Source organism: Undibacterium sp. Ji83W, from assembly GCF_049340385.1.
Taxonomy (GTDB): Bacteria; Pseudomonadota; Gammaproteobacteria; order Burkholderiales; family Burkholderiaceae_D; genus Undibacterium.
Genome location: NZ_JBMPOZ010000001.1, coordinates 234,627 through 254,204, shown reverse-complemented (window position 1 = coordinate 254,204; position 19,578 = coordinate 234,627). Strand labels below are relative to the sequence as shown.

Sequence of the window (19,578 nt, the reverse complement as noted above, 5' to 3'; positions counted from 1 at the left end):
CTCTCGAAGCGCTTAACCCGGGCATTGCAAGCCATCGCCAGTCAGGTTTGCTCGTATCGCTACGAATCCTGAACTCCAGGCTCAGGATCATGTGCAGAAGCCGTTCAAGTCAATTATTCGACTGCCACGCAACAGACAGCACGCTTAAGTTCGGTCGATTGAGTGTGGGTGCCTGGCAGAAAGCCCATTTTTAAAATGTGTCAAAAATAAGTCATTTTCCAATAATTTCACACATGAAACGAATGTTTCATGTAACATTCGTTTCATGAATAGACGAAATGAACTGCGCGACAACGCGCTTAACTACTTTCTGGACCATGGACTGGCCGAGTTATCGTTGCGGCCACTGGCAGAAAAAATCGGGACCAGTGCGCGATTATTAATCTACCACTTTGAATCCAAGGAAAAACTGATCACTGTCGTGATGGAGGAAGTGCGCGCTCGTGTCCAGCAATCGGTGATCAGAATGATGCATGCCATCCAGGGCGAAGCGAGTATGGAGTCGTTCTGGAACTGGATTACCGATAGCGAAAATATTCGCTATGTGCGCTTGCTGTTTGAGGTGCAGGTGCTGGCGCTGCAAAATCCCGCAGTCTACGCGCAATTTCTATCCGATACGAGTTCCAGCTGGCTGGAAGTGCTTGAACATGGCATACCTGAGTCAGCCGACCGCCGCACAATCGCAAGCTTATGCAGCGCTGTGATCGATGGTCTGGTGCTGGATTATATGAGTACAGGCGACCTGGAGCGCACTACCGCCGCATTGAAATTCTTCGTTTCGCTGTTAGGTCAGCACACAAAAAAATTCAAAACATAGGGATCATGAGTCCTATGCTTTTTGGAAGTAAAAACCTGAGAGTCGTCGAGAGGGAAAATAGCAGAAGTCAACTAGATTTCTACGTCCGGTTTGCATAGCATTGACAAAATTTTCAAATGTTTTATCTCACACGATACGCATCAAATACAAGGATATACCCAGTATGAACAAGCTCAACAGCGCCTCAATAAGCGGGACAGAAATAATAACAAATCCAAAGAAATTATTGGCTTCACCCAGACATACTTTGACTTTGTTTGGCATTGTCATGATTTTGCTGGTGGCCGGTGTGCTGAACGTTTCAAACAAGCCTGCCGTTCCCCATGTACCAGATCCGTCTCAAATGATCAAAACCAATTTGATCATGATCGCCATACTCTGGTATTGGGCATTTTTCATTTATAAAGGCATGCAAGGCTATGGCCGTTCGGTTTTGGAATTTTTTGAATTAAAGCTCTTTGCGCCGAATAAATTTATCAGCGATTGTGCCTATGCAGTACTTGCATTCGCGCTTATTTATGCGTTTTCATACGGTGTGCACACTCTCTTGCCTGACCATGCTTCGCAATCCGGCAACCCCATTCTTTCTTCCACACCGACCGGCTTATTGGGAGTCACTGCCTGGATATGTTTATCATTCAGTGCAGGCATATGTGAAGAGATCGTGTTTCGGGGTTATCTCCAGCGCCAGCTTGCAGCAATGACGGGAAATGTCGGCGTTGCCATCTTGCTCCAGGCTATTCTGTTCGGTATCGGACATGCCTATGAAGGCCTTAGCTCGGTAGTGGCAATCGTGCTGCATGGACTAATCCTGGGTATTCTCGCCAAATGGCGAGGCAATATACGTGCTGGCATTATCGAACACGCGGGGTGGGATATTATCGCCGGCTTCGGACTCATAAGTGCAAATTGGTAAAATCGCTGTGACAGATAGCAAGAGCAGCTCGCCGCAAATTAGCCGTATTGCTGTACCCATAATTCAGGCGGCATTCAAGATGTGCAGGCAACAGAAATAAAAAAAGACAGGTTTAAAAACCTGTCTTTTTTATGAAGCGAATCTATCTGGATTCCATCAGAAATCAAATTGTGCCGACAGTTTATAAGTACGCGGCGCACCTGGGAATAAATAGCCACCCAGGGATTGTGTCACATCACGCCAGTAAAACTTGTCCAGGGCATTGTCGATATTGAAGCGCAGGGTAGTGGCTGTACTGCCAATTCGTGTCGCATAACGCGCACCCAGATTCACTACATGGTAGCCGGGCACAGTCACGCTATTGTCCGGGCTGAATGCCTTGCTGCTGGCATATTGCCAGCTTGCATTCAGATTCAAACCCTTGACTTCAGCTACGGCATAATCTGTATAGATCGTCGATTTGAAGCGTGGCACATTCATGACACGCTTGTCGTCCAGACTGCTGATGCCAGTGTTTTGCTGTTTGGCATCCAGCGCAGTCAGGCTGGCACCCAGATTCAGTTGTGATGTCAGCTTGCCTTGGGCTGAGAGTTCCAGGCCAGTGTGCAAGGCTTCGCCATTGCTGACATAGGTATTGCTGCTATTGGTATATTCCAGCGGCTTCTTGATGCGGAAGATAGCTGCAGACAGGCTCAGGTCGCGCTGCACATCTGCCTTTACGCCAAATTCAATTTGCGTGGATTTGCCCGGGTTCAGCATTTTATTTTCATTGCTGGTTCCAAAAGGGGCGATGCCACCATGCTCCAGGCCTTGTGCAAAACTGCCGTAGACAGAAACTTGCTGCGTCGGTTTGAATACCAGCGCTGCCGTCGACAGGAACTTGTTCTGGTCATAGCCAGGATTATCAAACTGCGTGCGCGAGATGTTCAAATGACGCAGACCCAGATGCAGTTTCAGATTGTCTTGCAGACTGATAATGTCTTGTACAAATGCAGACCATTCTTTGTCCGTGCGGCGCAAGAAGACCGGGCCGGTTTTATTTGCCGATGGCATTACGCTGACAGGACGGAACAAATTGCTACTGCCTGCATAGTCATACACATAGTCGCCAAAATAATCTTTACGCTGTGAATTGCTGAGACCAACAGCCAGCTCATGCTGCATACCACCCAGATTGAATTTGCCATTCAGCAGGGCTTGTGTGCCCCACAGTGATTTGGATTCATTGACGCTTTGATAGTCATACACATCATAGTCACCATTCGCGCAATAGCCCGGGTACAGATTGGCTGCACCACAGCCATAAGGAAAGGCGGTGTAGTCATCGCGCTTGAATTCATGCTTGTTGGCAGAGACACTGGCGCGCCAGTCAGCATTGATCTGATATTCAAAACGCAGGCCCAGATTGCTGTTGCGAGTGTCTACTGGTTTTGCCCAGGGCTGGGCATTCAGCATCAGATCCGCAGGAACGCCGCGTGGCAAATCTGTACCATTGAATAATTGAAAGCCAGGTACCGACAATTGTGATTTATGCTGGTAGTCAGCATCGATTTGCAAAAGGGCTTGCGGCGTGATGTGCCAGTCAAATGCAGCAGAAACAAACTGGCGTTGACCATCCGCACCTTTGACATAAGAACGCAAGCGTTCACCCGCTGCATTGATGCGGAAGCCAAACTGCTTGTCGCTGGAATTGTCACTGATATCGGCAGCGCCATACACAGTACCGCGCTCACTGATTTCAAATGTAGCAGAGCGAACGGCATAGCTGGTCGGGCGCTTGGTCACATAATTGATGATGCCACCTGGTGTGCCAAAACCAGCCTGAAAGCCTGCAATACCTTTGAGTATTTCTATGCGTTCCTTGTTTTCCAGTGGGATAGAGGCGTCGCCTGGTATGGCAAAACCGTCCTTGCGATAACTGCTGGAATTATCCAGGGCAAAGCCGCGTATCGAAAATTGCTCAGCATAACCAATGGCGTTATAAGCATCATTGACGCTGGCATCAAACTTCATCGCATCGGTAGTCTGGCGTATGCGCAAGTCTTGCATCTGCGCTGTGCTGAAGGCATTGACAGAGCTGGGCGTATCCAATAGCGCTGCATCAATAAAACCAGTGACCTTGCTGCGTTCGACCTTGGTTTCCGTACCTTTGCTGCCAGTGATCGTCACTTCTGGCAGCGATTTATCATTGCCTGGAGTGCTCTGGGCATAAGCTGACGATAGCAGCAGACAAGCCTGGGCAATGGAAAAGGCAATGACAGTAGGTCGTAATAAGCGTGGGCGTAATACAGTATTGACAGTATTGTTAGACATGGTTTGCTCTTGGTGCGTTGTGGGTGACAGCGCGGGAGCAAACAAAGAAGCAGGAGGAGCCGGGACTTTGCGCTTCCCTTCGCTGGCATTATCCAGATCAGGTAGAAGGGACTCTCTCACCCGGAAACTATTGCTCCCAGGACCCCTAGCGTAGGCTGCAGTTTAACACGAAACCATTAGCACGGCTTTTCCGTGGCTTTTGGGGACGATTTGATGCCTAAATGCCTTGTTTTGCTTCGATTTTGACAGTTCTGAAATTACGCCATAAACCCTCAGCCGAATACACGACCAAAGCTGCCCAGATAGCGATAAAACCTGCCAGTTTATTTGAGTCAAAAGGTTCATGGTATAGCCAGACACCAATCAATAATTGCACCAGGGGCGAGATGTATTGCAATAAGCCCAGTGTCGTCATCGGTATGCGCCGCGCGCCAGCAGCAAACAGGAGCAGGGGGATGGCGGTAATCGGGCCGCTGATGAGTAACAGCATTTTGATATCGACACCGCTGGCGATGAAAGTGTTTTGCCCCTGTACAGTCATCCAGCATAACCATGCAAATGCAAACGGGAAGAGCAGGGCGGTTTCCAGCGACAAGCCTTCAAGTGCACCCAGGGCAGAGGTCTTGCGCAGCAAGCCGTAAGTACCAAAGGTGGTCGCCAGCACCAGGCCTATCCATGGTAAATGGCCCGTCTGTATGGTGAGCCAGGCGACACCCACGGCAGCCAGGGCCACTGACAACCACTGACCAGGGCGCAGTTTTTCACGCAAAAGGACAGAGCCGATCAGGATGTTGACGAGAGGGGTAATGAAATAACCAAGGCTGGCATCAACGATGTGGCCGTGATTGACTGCCCAGATATATACAAACCAGTTGGCGGATAACAGTACTGCACTCAATGCAAATCCAGCAATCAGTTTAGGTTGTTTCGCTGCTACCCTGACCCAGCTCCATTGTTTGCGCCAGGTCAGGACACCGACCAGGAATAGCAGCGACCACAGCATGCGATTCAGAAGGATTTCCAGTGCTGGTACGTCGTGCAGGGCTTTGAAATAGATGGGGAACAGGCCCCAGAGCAAATAAGCGGAGCCTGCAAACAAAATACCTTGGCGCATGAGAAGCAATCAATCAATTGAGCTTGCAGCAGCAAGCAAGACTCACATTATCGCTGCAAAATGAATTGTTTGCTGCGCGTGCCTTGCGCAAGCCTATTTTGCTTTTGCTGCGGCCAGATGCTTGCAGAGTGCTTCTGTACCATCAAGTATGCGCGGCCCGGCTCGGTTCAGCCAGTCACCTTTGACTGCATAGAAATTATTTTTCTTTACGGCTGTCAGGATGGGGTATTGCTTCCAGTCTGCCATGCTGTCGATATTTTCACCGCTGCTGAAGATGACATCAGGGTTCGCCGCCAGCACTGCTTCATTGGTGATCGTGGAACTCAGTTCCTTGAGCTGGCCAAATACATTTTTGCCGCCGCACAGACGTATGGAGTCGGACACCATATGCGTGTCATTGATGGTCATCAATGGCCTGCGTATCATTTGATAATATACGCTGACAGGTGCTGCCCCCGCTGGCAATTGATAAGTCTTGCGCAGATTGTCGAGACGCTGCCTGAACTTTTGTGCATTGGCTTTACCAGTACTTTCTGTGCCAGCCAGTGTCGCCAGTCTTTCTATCGAAGTTGCCACCATTTCAAAATTATGGGGCTCACTTTCAAAGACAGTGATGTGGTTGCTGCGCAATTTATTGGCCAGGATTTTTGCATTGCCAGTACCCCATACAATAACCAAGTCAGGTTTGAGAGCGAGCAAACGTTCCAGATCCAGAGCGAAAATATTACCTATCGACGGCAGTTTTTTTGCAGCTTCGGGGTAGTCACTGTAATCGGTCACTGCGATGATGTTATTTGCCGCACCAGCCTCAAACAGCATCTCGGTAATATGCGGTGCCAGGCTGACGATGCGTTGCGCGGGCTTCTCAACCGTGACCTGGCGTTGTGCATCGTCCAGTACTGTGATGGATGCATGGGCAACAGCAGGTAATGCAAGGCTCCCGACCAGGCCCACGATGAGGCAGCTTGCAAGTGCAACGCTGCCTGTTAGCAATTGCAAGCGGCGCATCAGATTTCCAGATTGTCGATCAGGCGCGTACCGCCCAGCTTGGCGGCAGCTACTACAACCAGCGGTGATTGCTGGGCGATATCACCAGCAGATGGCGGTTGCAGGTCCGCGCGTTTGCGTATGGAGATGTAATCCGGTTTCCAGTTGCGCGCTGCCAGTTTTGCCATGGCCTGACGCTCAAGTTCAAACATATCCAGATGGCCGGCGCGTACTTCTTCCGCGACTTCATTCAAGACTTTATACAAGGCCGGTGCTTCAGCACGTTCTGTTGGCGACAGATACATATTGCGTGAAGACAGGGCAAGACCATCTTCTGCCCTGAAAGTTTCTGCGGCGATGATTTCGGTAGGCAGGGCAAATTGCTTGCTCATATTGCGCACTATCATGAGCTGCTGGTAATCTTTTTTGCCGAAGACAGCAACGCGTGGCTGTACGCAAGAGAACAGTTTTAATACGACGGTGGTGACGCCGGTAAAGAAGCCGGGGCGGAATTCGCCTTCGAGTATATTGCCCAGGTCATCTGGTGGGCGCACGCGGTATTCTTGCGGTTCTGGGTACAAGTCTTTTTCAGTCGGCGCAAACAAGACATACACGCCTTCTTTTTCCAGCTTCTCTACGTCAGCCTGGAAAGTGCGCGGGTATTTGTCGAAATCTTCATTCGGACCAAATTGCAGGCGATTCACGAAAATTGAGGCGACTACAGGGTCACCATGTTTTTTTGCCAGCCGCATCAGGGATAGATGCCCTTCATGCAAATTGCCCATGGTTGGCACAAATGCAGTACGCAATTGTCCGCTCAACTGGTCGCGCAATTCTTCAATGGAGGAAATGATTTTCATGTTACGGCTCTTTAGTGAGGAATAGTTTTATTCTTGCGATCAGGCTGGGGAATAGGCCAGACGCACGTAGATGGGTGCAAAGGCTTCGGCCTGGGTGATTTCTATCAGGGTCTCTTTGGCCAGTTCAAGCAGGGCGACAAAATTCACGACCAGCACCGGCGCACCACGGCTGACATCAAACAGGTCAGAGAATTCTACAAACTTGGATGACTGCAGCTTGCGCAAAATACCTGTCATGTGTTCACGCACCGAGAGTTCTTCTCGGCTGATCTTGTGATGGGCGACGAGAGTAGCACGCTTCAGTACATCAGCCCAGGCAGACTGCAGGTCGGCGATATCAACTTGCGGCCAGTGCAGCACGGTGTTTTGTTCGACAAACACCTGGGCATGCAAAAAGTCACGCCCCAGTTGCGGCACCGCATTCAGGTCATAGGCTGCCAGCTTCATCTGTTCATATTCGAGCAGACGGCGTACCAGTTCTGCACGTGGATCATCGGCTTCTTCGCTGTCTTTGCTTTTGTTCGACGGCAGCAGCATGCGCGATTTGATTTCGATGAGCATGGCTGCCATCAACAAATACTCAGCCGCCAGTTCCAGATTGTGTTTGCGTATCTGTTCGACATACTGCAAATACTGCAGCGTGACTTGCGCCATGGGGATGTCGAGGATATTGAAGTTTTGTTTGCGTATCAGGTACAGCAGCAAGTCCAGCGGGCCTTCAAATGCTTCCAGGAATACTTCCAGTGCATCAGGCGGAATGTAGAGATCATTTGGCAGCTTGAATAGCGGCTCGCCATACAGTTTGGCAAACGCCAAACCATCGACAACATCAGGCGTGCTGTCGACTGTGCCAACCAAAGGTAAGTCGGTTGGCGTTAAAGCGTTTGTGGAGGTCACAAGCTTTCCGGATTATCGCTGTGCGGCTTATATATTGACGCAGGCTCAATCAGCCCTTGTTTTGATACACGTAGGCTTGCTGATTGATGCGCGATTCCTGAGTGCGTTTTTGCGTATCCAGATCTATCGCCTGTTTGTCCCACAGCAGGGCACGGCCATCACGCTGGCTTTGCTCCAGCGCAGGATTGGCTTTTTTTAAATCTTTGATGAAGTTGGTTGCTTCAGATTCGTACAACGAGAATTGCTTGGAGAATTTCATAATTTGAAATAAACACAAAAAGTCGGATGAAGCCGCATTTTACTCTGCTTTTGAAATCTGAATATCATTTTGCCCGTGGGGGAAACACTCAAGCCAGACAAAGAAATTACAGATCCTTGTCTTCCAGCCATTTTTTGACGTGGACAGGGCGATACTCTGCAAACTTTTTTAATAGCTGAGCAGGATCTGTTTCTATATACAGCAAATCCAGATGCGCAGGCCGCAGGAAACCTTGTTCTACCGTATGCAAGAGAAAATCATGTAACTTCTGGTAGAAATCATTGATATTGTATAAACCAACAGGTTTTTCATGAAAGCCCAGTTGTGACCAAGTCAGTACTTCAAATAATTCTTCCAGTGTGCCTATGCCACCGGGCATGGCGATGAAGGCATCCGATAATTCCGCCATCATGGCTTTGCGCTCATGCATATTGGCAACAATATGCAGCGAGCTGAGGGCAGTGTGGCCGACTTCCTTGTCCATCAGCGCTTTAGGGATGACACCTGTTACTCTGCCGCCCAGGCGCATGACTTCATCCGCGATGACACCCATCAGGCCGACATTGCCGCCACCATATACCAGGCCAAGGTCTTGCCTGACCAGTTGAGCGGCCAGTTGGCGCGCTGCAATGGCGTAGTCTTCAGTGATGCCGGGAGAGGAGCCGCAATAAACGCAAATGTTTTTCATGCAGGATTGATCTTGCGCAAATAGTCTTGCGACAGTTTTTCAAAGACATTCTTGGTTTCGCCACGCAGGTAAGGGCTGATCAGGACGATCACCTGATAACAGCCACGAGCCAGTGACTCCGACATGGTTTGCAATTCGGTATATTTGCGCGGATTGCGCACATATTCATACGACAGCCAGTAAGTTGCGACTACTACCATATTAGTGGCTAGGGCATCAATCTCTATGTCGTTGGCTTCAAACTCGCCGTCGGCGCGCAAGCCGTTACACAATTCCGTCGCTACCTTGATCTTGTGCGTCAGTATTTCTTTGAAGTTGAGTTCCAGTTTGCGGTTTCTGGACAGCAAATCATTCAAGTCACGATAGAAAAAGCGATAGCGCCAGACCAGTTCAAACGTCAGGTGCAGATAAGTCCAGATATCCTGAATATTGGCTTTGCGCCCTTCGGGGAAGGCCAGTTTCTTGTTGATTTCTGCCTCGAACTGCACAAAGATGGAATTAACGATGTCATCTTTATTGCGGAAATGATAATACAGATTGCCTGGGGAAATATTCATTTCCTCGGCAATCACGGTCGTGGTGATATTGGGTTCACCGAATTCATTGAAGAGGCGCAGAGATAGTTCAAGTATGCGTTCCCTGGTGCGACGAGGAGCTTTGTGTTGCATGTCATTCTTCTCGATAATTTATTTCATAAGAATAACATTGAAAACGCAACATCAAAAGAGTATCAGGCTTTTGACTGTGCTTTCAGTTCAATTTCTGAGGGAATGTGAATCAATCTGGTCTTGGCCAGACGGTCATGCAGAAATTGCCCTTGCTTGTCAAAGCGGGCGGTGTAAGCCCAGGCCAGCATGCCAGCGATTACTATGCCAGCCATTTGCCATTCTTTCAGGCCCAATTGATAGTCCAGCGCCATGGCAGGCAAAAACCACATCCAGGCCAGGCAATAGCGGACGGTGGCTTTGATGACAGGCAGTTTGCCGCCATCCAGATCCACCACTTTAATGCGCCAGGTTTGCATGGCCAGGGTTTGGCCGCTACGGCTCCAGCAGAATACAAAATAGGTGCCAATGACCACAAACAGCCAGAACTGGCGGGCGTGACGCAACATCAGGGCGTGCCTGCTCTGCGTGATGACGTCAAAAATAAAGCCAGAAACAAAAACAATGCCAAACAAGAGCATGGCTTCATAGACCATGCAAATCAGGCGGCGGCGTATAGCTGGAGCGATCAGATCAGAATTCACAGGATTACTTGCTTGAGGATGCGGGGATGCTTGCTGCCGTTGTATCTGTCGTACTGGACCCAGAGCCTGCAATTGCGGCTGAGGCAGGTGCTGCAGTGACAGTCGCTGGTGGCGTCACTGCTTTTGCAACTGGTGCAGTAGTAGCAGTTGCAGCGACAGGCTTGGGGCCAACTTTGATCGGTGCCAGAATTTTTGGATTCTTGACAGATTCAGATGGCAGATTGGTTACACTTTTCTTTTTTTGATTTTCATCAGCCAGGCGTTTTTTTTCTTCTTCGCTTAACTGCTGGTATTGCTGCCACTGAGCAGATTTATGCTCGGGCTTGAGTTGCGTTGACTTTGCGTAATTTTCACGCGCGGCCATACGTTGCTCTGGTGTCAATTTGACCCAGTCGCGCATACGTTCTTGTAGTCGGGCTTGCTCATCTGGCTTCATCGTCGCATAACGATTGGCGATCTCCAGCCATTTTTTCTTACCAAGCTCGGACATCTTGTCCCACTCCGGACTCAGCGGTGCCAGAGCCTGCTTTTGCGCTGCACTTAATTCTATCCACAAAGGCTTGCTCAGGGTGCTGCCACCCAGCAAACTGCTGCTGGCTTTAGCCGTACTTTGTGGATTGGACGCAGGAACAGAAATACCGCCAGCAAAAGCCAGCGGTATTGCAAGAGACAGAATAATGAGACAGACAGAATTCGGTATTAACGCAAACGTCACTACTACTCCTCTGTTTTGTTCAAATAAGCACTGAACCCGGTATCAACATAAGCGGCAGGAGGCAATTCATCAACCAGAACAGCAGCATCAATATCTGCCAGTTCATTAATGTTTTGCTGTTGCTCGTATTCATAAATGCCCAGCAAGCCAACCACCAATACCAGCAAGGGCAAGGCCAGGCCCAGCTTACCCATCCAGGAACCCGGTCCCTGGAAAGAAAAGCCAGAATTTCCAGCCAGTGCGCCTTTAAATACCCGTACTGCCACAGGCGCTTCTTGCTTCTTGCGGGCTAAAGCTTGTTTGCGTGCTTGTGCCAGCCTGTCCAGAGTGGGGGCAGGCAGGCTTTCCGCTGACTCATTCAGCGCCCGTCTTACCTTGTAAGCAAACTCAAGGTCTTTCGCTTCTTTTGAATAGTTCATAGGTGAATTCCTTTAGCCTTGAGCGTGATGGCCAATGCGTGCGTCGCTCTGGAGCAGTGTGTTTTGACGCTGCCTTCTGAACAACCCATTGCAGCGGCGGTTTCCGCTACATCCATGTCTTCCCAATAACGCATGAGGAAGGCTTCCCGTTGACGTGCTGGAAGTTTTTTTATTTCTTCGTCAATTATGTTGAGAACTTGCTCACGTTCTATCTTGTCGGCACTGGATTCTGATGATTCCGAACCCTCTTCAGCAGCATAGCTTTCCAACAAGTCAAAATTGTCGTCGTCCTGATTATTGGACGGTGTAATACTTGAAAACAAGCTGACCCAGGTGTTTCTGACTTTTTCCCGGCGGAAAAAGTCCAGAATCGTGTTTTGCAGTATACGCTGAAACAGCATGGGCAATTCTGCGGCAGGCTTGTCACCATATTTTTCGGCGAGCTTGATCATCGCTTCCTGGACGATGTCCAGAGCAGACTCTTCATTTCTTACTGTATAGACAGCATGTTTGAAGGCGCGACGTTCTACACCTTCCAAAAAGCTGGATAATTCTTTGTCTGTGGCCATTGTTGGCAGTTACGTGCTTTACGTGGTTTATAGCAGATGCTGCTTCTTTTGATTGTGATTGAACTTTTTAAAGAAGCGGGTCATGCAAAATTGCGCACATGCTAGCAAAAATACGTGCTTATGTCCTGAATTTTGTGCTTTCTTGTCATTTGATAACATTTTAAAGGGAAATAAATTTCTTTTCTTATAGAATTTTCCTTGACCAAATTGCTGCGACGCAGTAACGTATGAGTCCGTCCCAAAATCTCGGGGCATAAAATGCTTGCCTGGAACAGCCCACAATGCTGCAACCGGCAAGTTCGCTTTAAGAAGCTGTTTGTTCTGACCCATGCCACAAGCGTGAGAAGTCTGTCGTTGTAAAGCCTTAATACTGATTGAACGAGTGCACTAAGCCTTGCCTGGCACCATATCCAACGGATGTGTAAAGGGGAATGTGACCGCACATAAAGGGATTTCAGCTTTCCGGTATTTACATGTCGATTTCGCCAGGAAAGAACATCCGATCAATCTCCTATGGACCTTGAAAGGACACAATTTATGAGTTCAGAATTTACAGGCGCAGAGATACTTGTCAAGTGTCTTGCCGAAGAGGGTGTTGAGCACGTATTCGGATATCCGGGCGGTGCCGTACTCTATATCTATGACGCGATTTTTAATCAGGACAAGTTTCAACACATCCTGGTGCGTCACGAGCAGGCTGCAGTACATGCTGCCGATGCTTATTCCCGTTCCTCCAATAAAGTAGGCGTGGCTCTGGTCACTTCCGGACCTGGCGTTACCAATGCGGTAACCGGGCTGGCAACTGCTTATATGGATTCGATTCCCATGGTGATCATTTCAGGTCAGGTGCCCAGTGCCGTTATCGGCCAGGATGCTTTCCAGGAGTGCGACACCGTCGGTATTACCCGTCCATGCGTAAAGCATAATTTTTTGGTGAAGGATGTCAGAGATCTGGCCGAGACCGTCAAGAAGGCATTCTATATAGCAACGACAGGTCGTCCGGGCCCTGTGCTGGTGGATATCCCTAAAGATATCAGCATGCACAAAACCACCTACAGCTACCCTAAAGAAGTCGAAATGCGCTCTTACAAGCCAGTCGACAAAGGGCATGCAGGACAAATTCGCAAAGCTGTGCAGTTGTTGTTGCAGGCTGAACGTCCCATGATTTACACCGGCGGCGGCGTGATACTCGCGCATGCGGCGCCGGAGCTGAACAAGCTTGTCGATCTGCTCGGTTTTCCATGCACCAATACCTTGATGGGTCTGGGTGCTTACCGTGCCAGCGATGAAAAATTCGTCGGCATGCCAGGCATGCATGGTACTTACGAAGCCAATATGGCCATGCAGCACTGTGACGTGCTGATCGCCATTGGCGCACGTTTTGATGACCGTGTAATCGGCAACCCCAAGCATTTTTCTTCACATCCACGCAAGATCATTCACATTGATATTGACCCTTCGTCGATTTCCAAGCGCGTCAAGGTTGATATTCCTATCGTAGGTAATGTCAAAGACGTGTTGCAGGAAATGTTGTCACAACTGAGTACGGTTGAGACGCGTCCTGATCCCAAGGCGCTGGCTACCTGGTGGAAGCAGGTCAATGAATGGCGTGGTCGTGAATGCCTGAAATACCCGACTTCGAGTGAAGTCATCAAACCGCAATCCGTTGTTGAAAAAGTCTGGGAAGTCACCAAGGGCGATGCCTTTGTTACTTCTGACGTAGGCCAGCATCAGATGTGGGCAGCGCAATACTACCGTTTCGATAAACCGCGTCGCTGGATCAATTCCGGGGGCCTGGGCACCATGGGTGTAGGTTTGCCGTATGCCATGGGTGTGCAGATGGCTAATCCAGACGCGACTGTCGCCTGTATCACTGGTGAAGCATCGATACAGATGTGCATACAGGAGCTCGCAACCTGCAAGCAATATCACCTGACACCAAAAATCATTTTGCTGAACAACCGCTTCCTTGGCATGGTCAGGCAGTGGCAGCAAATTGATTATGGCTCACGCTATTCCGAGTCTTACATGGACTCTTTGCCCGACTTTACCAAGCTGGTCGAGGCTTATGGCCACGTCGGCATGAAGATAGAAAATCCGGCAGACGTGGACGGTGCAGTGCGTGAAGCCTTTGCCATGAAAGACAGACTGGTATTCATGAACTTCATTACTGATCAAACCGAGAACGTCTGGCCTATGGTCAAGGCAGGCAAGGGCTTGACTGAAATGTTGTTGGGTTCGGAGGATCTGTGATGAGACATATTATTTCCATCCTTCTTGAAAATGAAGCAGGTGCCTTGTCCCGTGTGGTTGGCCTGTTTTCTGCTCGCGGCTATAACATTGAAACCCTGACGGTCGCACCGACTGAAGACCCGACCCTGTCACGTATGACTATCGTGACTTCCGGTTCTGATGACATCATCGAACAGATCACCAAGCACTTGAACCGCCTGATTGAGGTAGTCAAGGTGGTTGACCTGACCGAGGGCGCGCACATAGAGCGCGAACTGATGCTGATCAAAGTACGAGCGGTCGGCAAGGAGCGCGAAGAAATGAAGCGCACCGCAGATATTTTCCGTGGCCGCATCATCGACGTCACCGAAAAGACCTACACCATAGAATTGACCGGTAATAAAGGTAAATTGGATGCTTTCATAGATTCAATCGACCGCACGGCAATTCTGGAAACGGTACGTACCGGTGGTTCAGGCATAGGACGCGGCGAACGCATCCTCAAGGTTTAAAAAATAGTTTCAGGCATACGCCATTCCCTACAAAAAATACTTAATTATTAGGATACAAAATGAAAGTTTTCTACGACAAAGATTGTGATCTCTCCCTGATCAAAGGCAAAAACGTTGCTATCATCGGCTACGGTTCTCAAGGCCATGCACATGCACAGAACTTGAATGATTCCGGCTGTAAAGTAACTGTCGCCCTGCGTAAAGGCGGCGCTTCATGGGACAAGGCAAAAAATGCCGGTCTGAACGTAGCTGAAGTGAACGACGCAGTCAAAGCTGCTGATGTCATCATGATCTTGCTGCCAGATGAAAACATCGCCCAGGTTTACGCTGAAAATGTTGCTCCTCACGCCAAGCAAGGCGCAGTGCTGGCATTCGCTCACGGCTTCAATGTTCATTACGGTCAAGTCGTGCCTCGCGCCGATCTGGACGTCATCATGATCGCTCCTAAGGCACCGGGCCATACTGTACGTGGTACTTATAGCCAGGGCGGCGGCGTGCCTCACCTGATCGCTGTATATCAGGACAAATCCGGCTCTGCCCGTGATATCGCCTTGTCTTACGCGATGGCTAACGGCGGTGGCCGTGCCGGCATCATCGAAACCAACTTCCGTGAAGAGACAGAAACAGATTTGTTCGGTGAACAAGCTGTTCTGTGTGGTGGTGCTGTTGAACTGATCAAAGCTGGTTTTGAAACCCTGGTTGAAGCTGGTTACGCGCCAGAAATGGCTTACTTCGAATGTCTGCATGAATTGAAACTGATCGTTGACCTGATCTATGAAGGCGGTATCGCCAACATGAATTACTCGATCTCCAACAATGCAGAATACGGCGAATATGTGACTGGCCCTAAAGTCGTCACAGAAGACACCAAAAACGCCATGCGCCAATGCCTGAAAGATATTCAGACTGGTGAATACGCGAAGAGCTTCATCCTGGAAAACAAAGCCGGTGCACCGACTCTGATCTCCCGTCGCCGTTTGACTTCCGAGCATCAAATCGAAGAAGTGGGCGCGAAATTGCGTGCCATGATGCCTTGGATCGCTAAAAACAAACTGGTTGATCAATCCAAAAACTAATTTTTAAGATCGCCGGGCATCATCCAGTGTGCGCTCGTAGGCGCACACAGCTCGAACGCTAAAAATCGCCCGCAGGGGCGATTTTCTTTACGTCTTCAAGTGCGCATGGATCGCTAAAAACAAACTGGTTGATCAGTCGAAGAACTGATTTTCAAGATTGCCGGGCATCATCCAGCGTGTGCTCGTAGGCGCACGCAGCGCTAAGGCTAAAAATCGTCCGAACGGACGATTTTTACTTTCTGGGTCACATGATTGCTTATCAGATATGTGTGCATTTAATGTTTAGTTAAATGTGAATGAGGATGTATATTTGATGTTTGAATGTGTAGAAACATGTCCCTGCGTTTGTTTTCATTGCCAATAATCGGGGTTATACTTCGCACACTTTTTCCTTCCTTGCCATGGCAAGAGATGTATTTCACAGATTACGATAGCAAGAATGGCACCTATATTAAAACGAAAGCCCAAAGGTAGTTTCAAGCTCTTCCCCAAGGGTATGCGCAAGAATACAGCCGCGAGTGTGCAGGAAGGGGGCGATATACGCACCCCAGCCAAACCCAGACGTGGCATTTATCTGTTGCCTAATGCATTTACGACGGCTGCCTTGTTTTGTGGCTTCTATGCCATTGTCATGGCCATGAATCAGAGTTTTGACCGTTCCGCCCTGGCAATTTTTGTGGCGATGGTGCTGGATAGCCTGGATGGCCGCGTTGCCCGTATGACCAATACCCAGAGCGAATTTGGGGCGCAATACGATAGTTTGTCTGACATGATCTCCTTCGGTGCCGCACCAGCGTTGGTGGCTTATGAGTGGTCGCTCAAGGGCATGGGCAAGCTGGGTTGGCTGGCTGCCTTCGTCTATTGTGCTGGGGCTGCTTTGCGCCTGGCGCGTTTCAATACCAATATTGGCGTTGTCGACAAGCGTTATTTCCAGGGTCTGCCCAGTCCTGCGGCGGCGGCTCTGGTGGCAGGGTTTGTATTGTTGATGGAAGACTTGCATTTCCTGGGGCGTGACCTGAGCTGGAGTACCTGGAGTATTACCTTGTTCGCTGGTTTGACGATGGTGACCAATGTGCCTTTCTATAGTTTCAAGGACGTGAATCTGCGTAAGTCAGTGCCATTCATTGCGCCTTTTCTCATCGTGCTGGCTTATGTTGCCGTGGTCAGTGATCCGCCCAAGGTCTTGTTTGGTTTGTTTGTCCTGTATGGCTTGTCTGGCTATGTAGTCTTGCTGTGGCGCTGGCGCAAGGGCAGGCCAGTCAGTATCGTGCAGACCAGTGTTGATGATCATCATCACGACGAAAAATAAATCGAACTTACGAAAAACCGCCCCAGCTGCGTTGCAGCTCCGGCAGTTAATAAATTCGGTACTAAAGTACTGTCTTCGTCGCTGACGCCTTGCTGGGACAATTTTGCGTAAGTTCGATGAGGTATTAATGGGCGCGCACGTGAAGCGTACAAAAGTGAAATGCCAGATTAAATTCGGTGTTTTTCAAGAAAAGCCGCAATACAGAAAATGTATCGCGGCTTTTTTGCTTTTATACCTGAGAAAAGCAGGATTTTCCTGCTATAAATTCTTGCACTTTTCTGCCTTTGCGCTTATAGTCTTTGGCATGAAATCTACATCCACATCAATAGCAGAAAACAATATGGCAGGCCTGTCTGGTCTGCTATCGCTATTGCTGGCATCTCTACTAGCGTTCACGCGCTAAATTCCCCTATACCCACAATTCGAGTAGTCTCACCACCCATGTGCGTCTTGCAAGGGTAGGCTAAAGAATATTCACAGTGCAGCTTTATATCTACAACATTTCAGACTTAATTTCATATCAGGAGCAATAACATGGCCGACAAACTCATCATATTCGACACAACCTTGCGCGATGGCGAGCAATCCCCTGGTGCATCCATGACCAAGGATGAAAAAATCCGTATTGCCAAGCAACTGGAAAGAATGAAGGTTGATGTGATTGAGGCCGGTTTTGCAGCAGCGTCTCCAGGTGATTTTGAGTCCATCAAGGCAATTGCCTCCATCATCAAGGATTCGACGATTTGTTCTTTGTCGCGCGCCAATGACCGTGATATTGCCCGTGCTGCAGAAGCCTTGCAGGCAGCGCAGCGCAAGCGTATTCATACTTTCATCGCGACTTCTCCTTTGCATATGGAAAAGAAATTGCGCATGACACCGGACCAGGTATTGGAGCAAGCCATACAGGCTGTGCGCTATGCCCGTAACTTTACCGACGATGTGGAATTCAGCCCGGAAGATGGCAGCCGCTCGGATATGGATTTCCTGTGCCGTGTGCTGGAAGCGGTCATCAAAGAAGGTGCAACGACGATTAACTTTGCCGACACCGTCGGTTACGCCGTGCCTGAGTTGTACGGCAATATGTTGAAGTCTTTGCGTGAGCGTATCCCCAATTCAGATAAAGTGGTCTGGTCCGTGCATTGCCACAATGACCTGGGCATGGCTGTCGCCAACTCCCTGGCTGGCGTCATGATAGGCGGCGCACGCCAGATTGAGTGCACCATCAATGGGCTGGGTGAGCGCGCAGGTAATACTGCGCTTGAAGAAATCGTCATGGCGGTGCGTACACGTAAAGATTATTTTGATTTGCAACTGGGCATAGATATCAGCCAGATCGTGCCAGCATCCAAGCTGGTATCGCAAATCACCGGTTTTGCCGTGCAGCCAAATAAAGCCGTGGTCGGCGCAAATGCCTTTGCCCATGCGTCCGGCATCCACCAGGATGGCATCTTGAAGGCGCGTGATACCTATGAAATCATGCGTGCCGAAGATGTGGGCTGGAGTGCCAACAAGCTGGTACTTGGTAAATTGTCTGGCCGCAATGCCTTTAAGCAGCGCCTGGAAGAATTGGGTATCGCACTGGAATCAGAAACTGAAGTCAATGCAGCCTTTGCCCGCTTCAAGGAACTGGCCGACAGGAAGTCTGACATCTTCGATGAAGATATCCTTGCCCTGGTCTCTGACGAAGAGCATGCACATAATAATGATGCCTTCCATTATGTGTCTTTGTCGCAGCGCTCAGAAACGGGTGAATTGCCTTACGCCAAAGTCGTATTTACTTCTGACGGCAAGGAAGTGACTTGTGAGGGTAATGGTAATGGCCCGGTCGATGCCATCGTGAATGCCATCGATTCCAAGGTGCAGAGCGGGGCAGAGCTGTTGTTGTTCTCGGTGAATGCAATCACTACTGGTACTCAGTCTCAGGGCGAGGTCACCATGCGTCTCTCCAAGGCTGGCCGTATTGTGAATGGCGTAGGCGCGGATCCTGATATCGTTGTTGCTTCAGCGAAAGCTTATTTGTCAGCATTGAATAAATTGCAATCAAAGACAGAAAAACTGAATCCGCAGATTTAAAGCAGATTTGATTCTGGCTTAAAACGGTGTTATAGTCACGCGTCCTGCCATTCCGGCGGGATTGTTATGTCACGATAATGATGGTTTTGTAGCTGTTTTTATAAAAGCGGCGACTATTGTTATCGCATGTTAAGGAAAATCATGTCTATCGAAAAAAATGCAAAAGCCGCTATCGTAGCGGACAATGCCCGTGGTCAAAACGACACAGGCTCTCCTGAAGTGCAAGTTGCTCTGTTGACTGCACGTATCAATGATCTGAACGGTCACTTCAAAGCTCACTCTAAAGATCACCACTCACGTCGTGGTTTGATCATGATGGTTAACCGTCGTAAGAGTTTGTTGTCTTACCTGAAAGGTAAAGACTTGAATCGCTATCGCTCACTGATCGAAAAACTCGGCTTGCGTAAGTAATTCTTGCTGAATTTAGCAAAAGATTTGTAGCAAAAAGCCTGCGTCAGTTGACTGTCGCAGGCTTTTTGTCCATCTAGAGTTTTAGTTTCACCCAGTTTTATTCAGTTTTAGCCCGGTTTTTGATATCCATATTAAAAAACAGGCAAAAAGCAGTCCAGGCGG

The 19,578-nt window shown here is 49.2% G+C and carries 21 protein-coding genes and 1 riboswitch; of the genes, 8 read left to right on the top strand and 13 right to left on the bottom strand.

The window, feature by feature from the left end:
- Positions 1 to 265 precede the first annotated feature (265 nt).
- Positions 266 to 817 (top strand): TetR/AcrR family transcriptional regulator, encoded by a 552-nt coding sequence (locus tag ACO0LD_RS01175; protein ID WP_423002923.1) that lies wholly within the window; start codon positions 266 to 268, stop codon positions 815 to 817.
- A gap of 163 nt (positions 818 to 980) precedes the next feature.
- Positions 981 to 1,733: a CPBP family intramembrane glutamic endopeptidase gene (locus ACO0LD_RS01170; protein ID WP_423002921.1), complete on the top strand. Its 753-nt coding sequence runs from the start codon at positions 981 to 983 to the stop codon at positions 1,731 to 1,733.
- A 156-nt stretch (positions 1,734 to 1,889) separates the two neighbouring features.
- On the opposite strand, the gene ACO0LD_RS01165 is transcribed toward ACO0LD_RS01170, so the two are convergent.
- From ACO0LD_RS01165 to ACO0LD_RS01105, 13 genes are all read right to left on the bottom strand, one after another.
- Positions 1,890 to 4,046 (bottom strand): TonB-dependent siderophore receptor, encoded by a 2,157-nt coding sequence (locus tag ACO0LD_RS01165; protein ID WP_423002919.1) that lies wholly within the window; start codon positions 4,044 to 4,046, stop codon positions 1,890 to 1,892.
- A gap of 57 nt (positions 4,047 to 4,103) precedes the next feature.
- Positions 4,104 to 4,203, bottom strand: a riboswitch (TPP riboswitch).
- Between the two features lie 60 nt (positions 4,204 to 4,263).
- The gene (gene rarD / locus ACO0LD_RS01160; protein WP_423002917.1) at positions 4,264 to 5,160 is read right to left on the bottom strand and encodes an EamA family transporter RarD; all 897 of its coding nucleotides are present in this window, start codon (positions 5,158 to 5,160) and stop codon (positions 4,264 to 4,266) included.
- A gap of 93 nt (positions 5,161 to 5,253) precedes the next feature.
- Positions 5,254 to 6,168, bottom strand: a complete 915-nt coding sequence (locus tag ACO0LD_RS01155; protein ID WP_423002915.1) for a cobalamin-binding protein — start codon at positions 6,166 to 6,168, stop codon at positions 5,254 to 5,256.
- Positions 6,168 to 7,007, bottom strand: coding sequence for a pantoate--beta-alanine ligase (gene panC, locus ACO0LD_RS01150; protein WP_423002913.1), 840 nt, complete (start codon positions 7,005 to 7,007; stop codon positions 6,168 to 6,170). Before panC ends, ACO0LD_RS01155 begins: the two co-directional genes overlap by 1 nt.
- 39 nt (positions 7,008 to 7,046) lie before the next feature.
- Positions 7,047 to 7,904 (bottom strand): segregation and condensation protein A, encoded by an 858-nt coding sequence (locus tag ACO0LD_RS01145; protein ID WP_423002911.1) that lies wholly within the window; start codon positions 7,902 to 7,904, stop codon positions 7,047 to 7,049.
- Between the two features lie 49 nt (positions 7,905 to 7,953).
- The gene (locus ACO0LD_RS01140; RefSeq protein WP_423002909.1) at positions 7,954 to 8,163 is read right to left on the bottom strand and encodes a DUF3460 family protein; all 210 of its coding nucleotides are present in this window, start codon (positions 8,161 to 8,163) and stop codon (positions 7,954 to 7,956) included.
- A gap of 106 nt (positions 8,164 to 8,269) precedes the next feature.
- Positions 8,270 to 8,851: a TIGR00730 family Rossman fold protein gene (locus ACO0LD_RS01135; RefSeq protein ID WP_423002907.1), complete on the bottom strand. Its 582-nt coding sequence runs from the start codon at positions 8,849 to 8,851 to the stop codon at positions 8,270 to 8,272.
- Positions 8,848 to 9,519: a TetR/AcrR family transcriptional regulator gene (locus ACO0LD_RS01130; protein ID WP_423002905.1), complete on the bottom strand. Its 672-nt coding sequence runs from the start codon at positions 9,517 to 9,519 to the stop codon at positions 8,848 to 8,850. Before ACO0LD_RS01130 ends, ACO0LD_RS01135 begins: the two co-directional genes overlap by 4 nt.
- 62 nt (positions 9,520 to 9,581) lie before the next feature.
- Complete coding sequence (locus ACO0LD_RS01125; RefSeq protein ID WP_423002903.1) at positions 9,582 to 10,100, bottom strand: RDD family protein; 519 nt, start codon at positions 10,098 to 10,100, stop codon at positions 9,582 to 9,584.
- Positions 10,101 to 10,104: 4 nt separating this feature from the next.
- Positions 10,105 to 10,815, bottom strand: coding sequence for a DUF3106 domain-containing protein (locus ACO0LD_RS01120; RefSeq protein ID WP_423002901.1), 711 nt, complete (start codon positions 10,813 to 10,815; stop codon positions 10,105 to 10,107).
- 2 nt (positions 10,816 to 10,817) lie between these two features.
- Complete coding sequence (locus tag ACO0LD_RS01115; RefSeq protein ID WP_423002899.1) at positions 10,818 to 11,234, bottom strand: DUF3619 family protein; 417 nt, start codon at positions 11,232 to 11,234, stop codon at positions 10,818 to 10,820.
- Positions 11,231 to 11,803, bottom strand: a complete 573-nt coding sequence (locus tag ACO0LD_RS01110; RefSeq protein ID WP_423002897.1) for an RNA polymerase sigma factor — start codon at positions 11,801 to 11,803, stop codon at positions 11,231 to 11,233. The genes ACO0LD_RS01115 and ACO0LD_RS01110 overlap by 4 nt, the downstream gene beginning before the upstream one ends.
- Before the next feature lie 27 nt (positions 11,804 to 11,830).
- Positions 11,831 to 12,133, bottom strand: a complete 303-nt coding sequence (locus ACO0LD_RS01105; RefSeq protein ID WP_423002895.1) for a hypothetical protein — start codon at positions 12,131 to 12,133, stop codon at positions 11,831 to 11,833.
- Positions 12,134 to 12,340: 207 nt separating this feature from the next.
- On the opposite strand from ACO0LD_RS01105, the gene ACO0LD_RS01100 reads away from it, so the two are divergent.
- From ACO0LD_RS01100 to rpsO, 6 genes are all read left to right on the top strand, one after another.
- On the top strand, positions 12,341 to 14,056 hold the full coding sequence (locus ACO0LD_RS01100) for an acetolactate synthase 3 catalytic subunit (RefSeq protein ID WP_423002893.1): 1,716 nt from the start codon (positions 12,341 to 12,343) through the stop codon (positions 14,054 to 14,056).
- On the top strand, positions 14,056 to 14,547 hold the full coding sequence (ilvN, locus tag ACO0LD_RS01095; RefSeq protein ID WP_110253980.1) for an acetolactate synthase small subunit: 492 nt from the start codon (positions 14,056 to 14,058) through the stop codon (positions 14,545 to 14,547). Before ACO0LD_RS01100 ends, ilvN begins: the two co-directional genes overlap by 1 nt.
- 59 nt (positions 14,548 to 14,606) lie before the next feature.
- Positions 14,607 to 15,623, top strand: coding sequence for a ketol-acid reductoisomerase (ilvC, locus tag ACO0LD_RS01090; protein ID WP_110253979.1), 1,017 nt, complete (start codon positions 14,607 to 14,609; stop codon positions 15,621 to 15,623).
- Between the two features lie 439 nt (positions 15,624 to 16,062).
- On the top strand, positions 16,063 to 16,932 hold the full coding sequence (pssA, locus tag ACO0LD_RS01085; protein WP_423002891.1) for a CDP-diacylglycerol--serine O-phosphatidyltransferase: 870 nt from the start codon (positions 16,063 to 16,065) through the stop codon (positions 16,930 to 16,932).
- Between the two features lie 534 nt (positions 16,933 to 17,466).
- Complete coding sequence (locus ACO0LD_RS01080; protein ID WP_423002889.1) at positions 17,467 to 19,005, top strand: 2-isopropylmalate synthase; 1,539 nt, start codon at positions 17,467 to 17,469, stop codon at positions 19,003 to 19,005.
- A 141-nt stretch (positions 19,006 to 19,146) separates the two neighbouring features.
- Positions 19,147 to 19,416 carry a 30S ribosomal protein S15 gene (gene rpsO / locus ACO0LD_RS01075; RefSeq protein WP_110253976.1) on the top strand — a complete coding sequence of 90 codons (270 nt, stop codon included), beginning with the start codon at positions 19,147 to 19,149 and terminating at the stop codon, positions 19,414 to 19,416.
- The last annotated feature ends 162 nt before the right edge of the window (positions 19,417 to 19,578 follow it).

Bases quoted from the DNA above. Each gene is read 5' to 3' on its own strand.
- ACO0LD_RS01175 (WP_423002923.1), top strand. From the start codon at position 266: ATGAATAGACGAAATGAACTGCGCGACAACGCGCTTAACTACTTTCTG.
- ACO0LD_RS01170 (WP_423002921.1), top strand. From the start codon at position 981: ATGAACAAGCTCAACAGCGCCTCAATAAGCGGGACAGAAATAATAACA.
- ACO0LD_RS01165 (WP_423002919.1), bottom strand. From the start codon at position 4,046: ATGTCTAACAATACTGTCAATACTGTATTACGCCCACGCTTATTACGA.
- rarD (WP_423002917.1), bottom strand. From the start codon at position 5,160: ATGCGCCAAGGTATTTTGTTTGCAGGCTCCGCTTATTTGCTCTGGGGC.
- ACO0LD_RS01155 (WP_423002915.1), bottom strand. From the start codon at position 6,168: ATGCGCCGCTTGCAATTGCTAACAGGCAGCGTTGCACTTGCAAGCTGC.
- panC (WP_423002913.1), bottom strand. From the start codon at position 7,007: ATGAAAATCATTTCCTCCATTGAAGAATTGCGCGACCAGTTGAGCGGA.
- ACO0LD_RS01140 (WP_423002909.1), bottom strand. From the start codon at position 8,163: ATGAAATTCTCCAAGCAATTCTCGTTGTACGAATCTGAAGCAACCAAC.
- ACO0LD_RS01135 (WP_423002907.1), bottom strand. From the start codon at position 8,851: ATGAAAAACATTTGCGTTTATTGCGGCTCCTCTCCCGGCATCACTGAA.
- ACO0LD_RS01130 (WP_423002905.1), bottom strand. From the start codon at position 9,519: ATGCAACACAAAGCTCCTCGTCGCACCAGGGAACGCATACTTGAACTA.
- ACO0LD_RS01115 (WP_423002899.1), bottom strand. From the start codon at position 11,234: ATGAACTATTCAAAAGAAGCGAAAGACCTTGAGTTTGCTTACAAGGTA.
- ACO0LD_RS01110 (WP_423002897.1), bottom strand. From the start codon at position 11,803: ATGGCCACAGACAAAGAATTATCCAGCTTTTTGGAAGGTGTAGAACGT.
- ACO0LD_RS01105 (WP_423002895.1), bottom strand. From the start codon at position 12,133: ATGGGTCAGAACAAACAGCTTCTTAAAGCGAACTTGCCGGTTGCAGCA.
- ACO0LD_RS01100 (WP_423002893.1), top strand. From the start codon at position 12,341: ATGAGTTCAGAATTTACAGGCGCAGAGATACTTGTCAAGTGTCTTGCC.
- ilvN (WP_110253980.1), top strand. From the start codon at position 14,056: ATGAGACATATTATTTCCATCCTTCTTGAAAATGAAGCAGGTGCCTTG.
- ilvC (WP_110253979.1), top strand. From the start codon at position 14,607: ATGAAAGTTTTCTACGACAAAGATTGTGATCTCTCCCTGATCAAAGGC.
- pssA (WP_423002891.1), top strand. From the start codon at position 16,063: ATGGCACCTATATTAAAACGAAAGCCCAAAGGTAGTTTCAAGCTCTTC.
- ACO0LD_RS01080 (WP_423002889.1), top strand. From the start codon at position 17,467: ATGGCCGACAAACTCATCATATTCGACACAACCTTGCGCGATGGCGAG.
- rpsO (WP_110253976.1), top strand. From the start codon at position 19,147: ATGTCTATCGAAAAAAATGCAAAAGCCGCTATCGTAGCGGACAATGCC.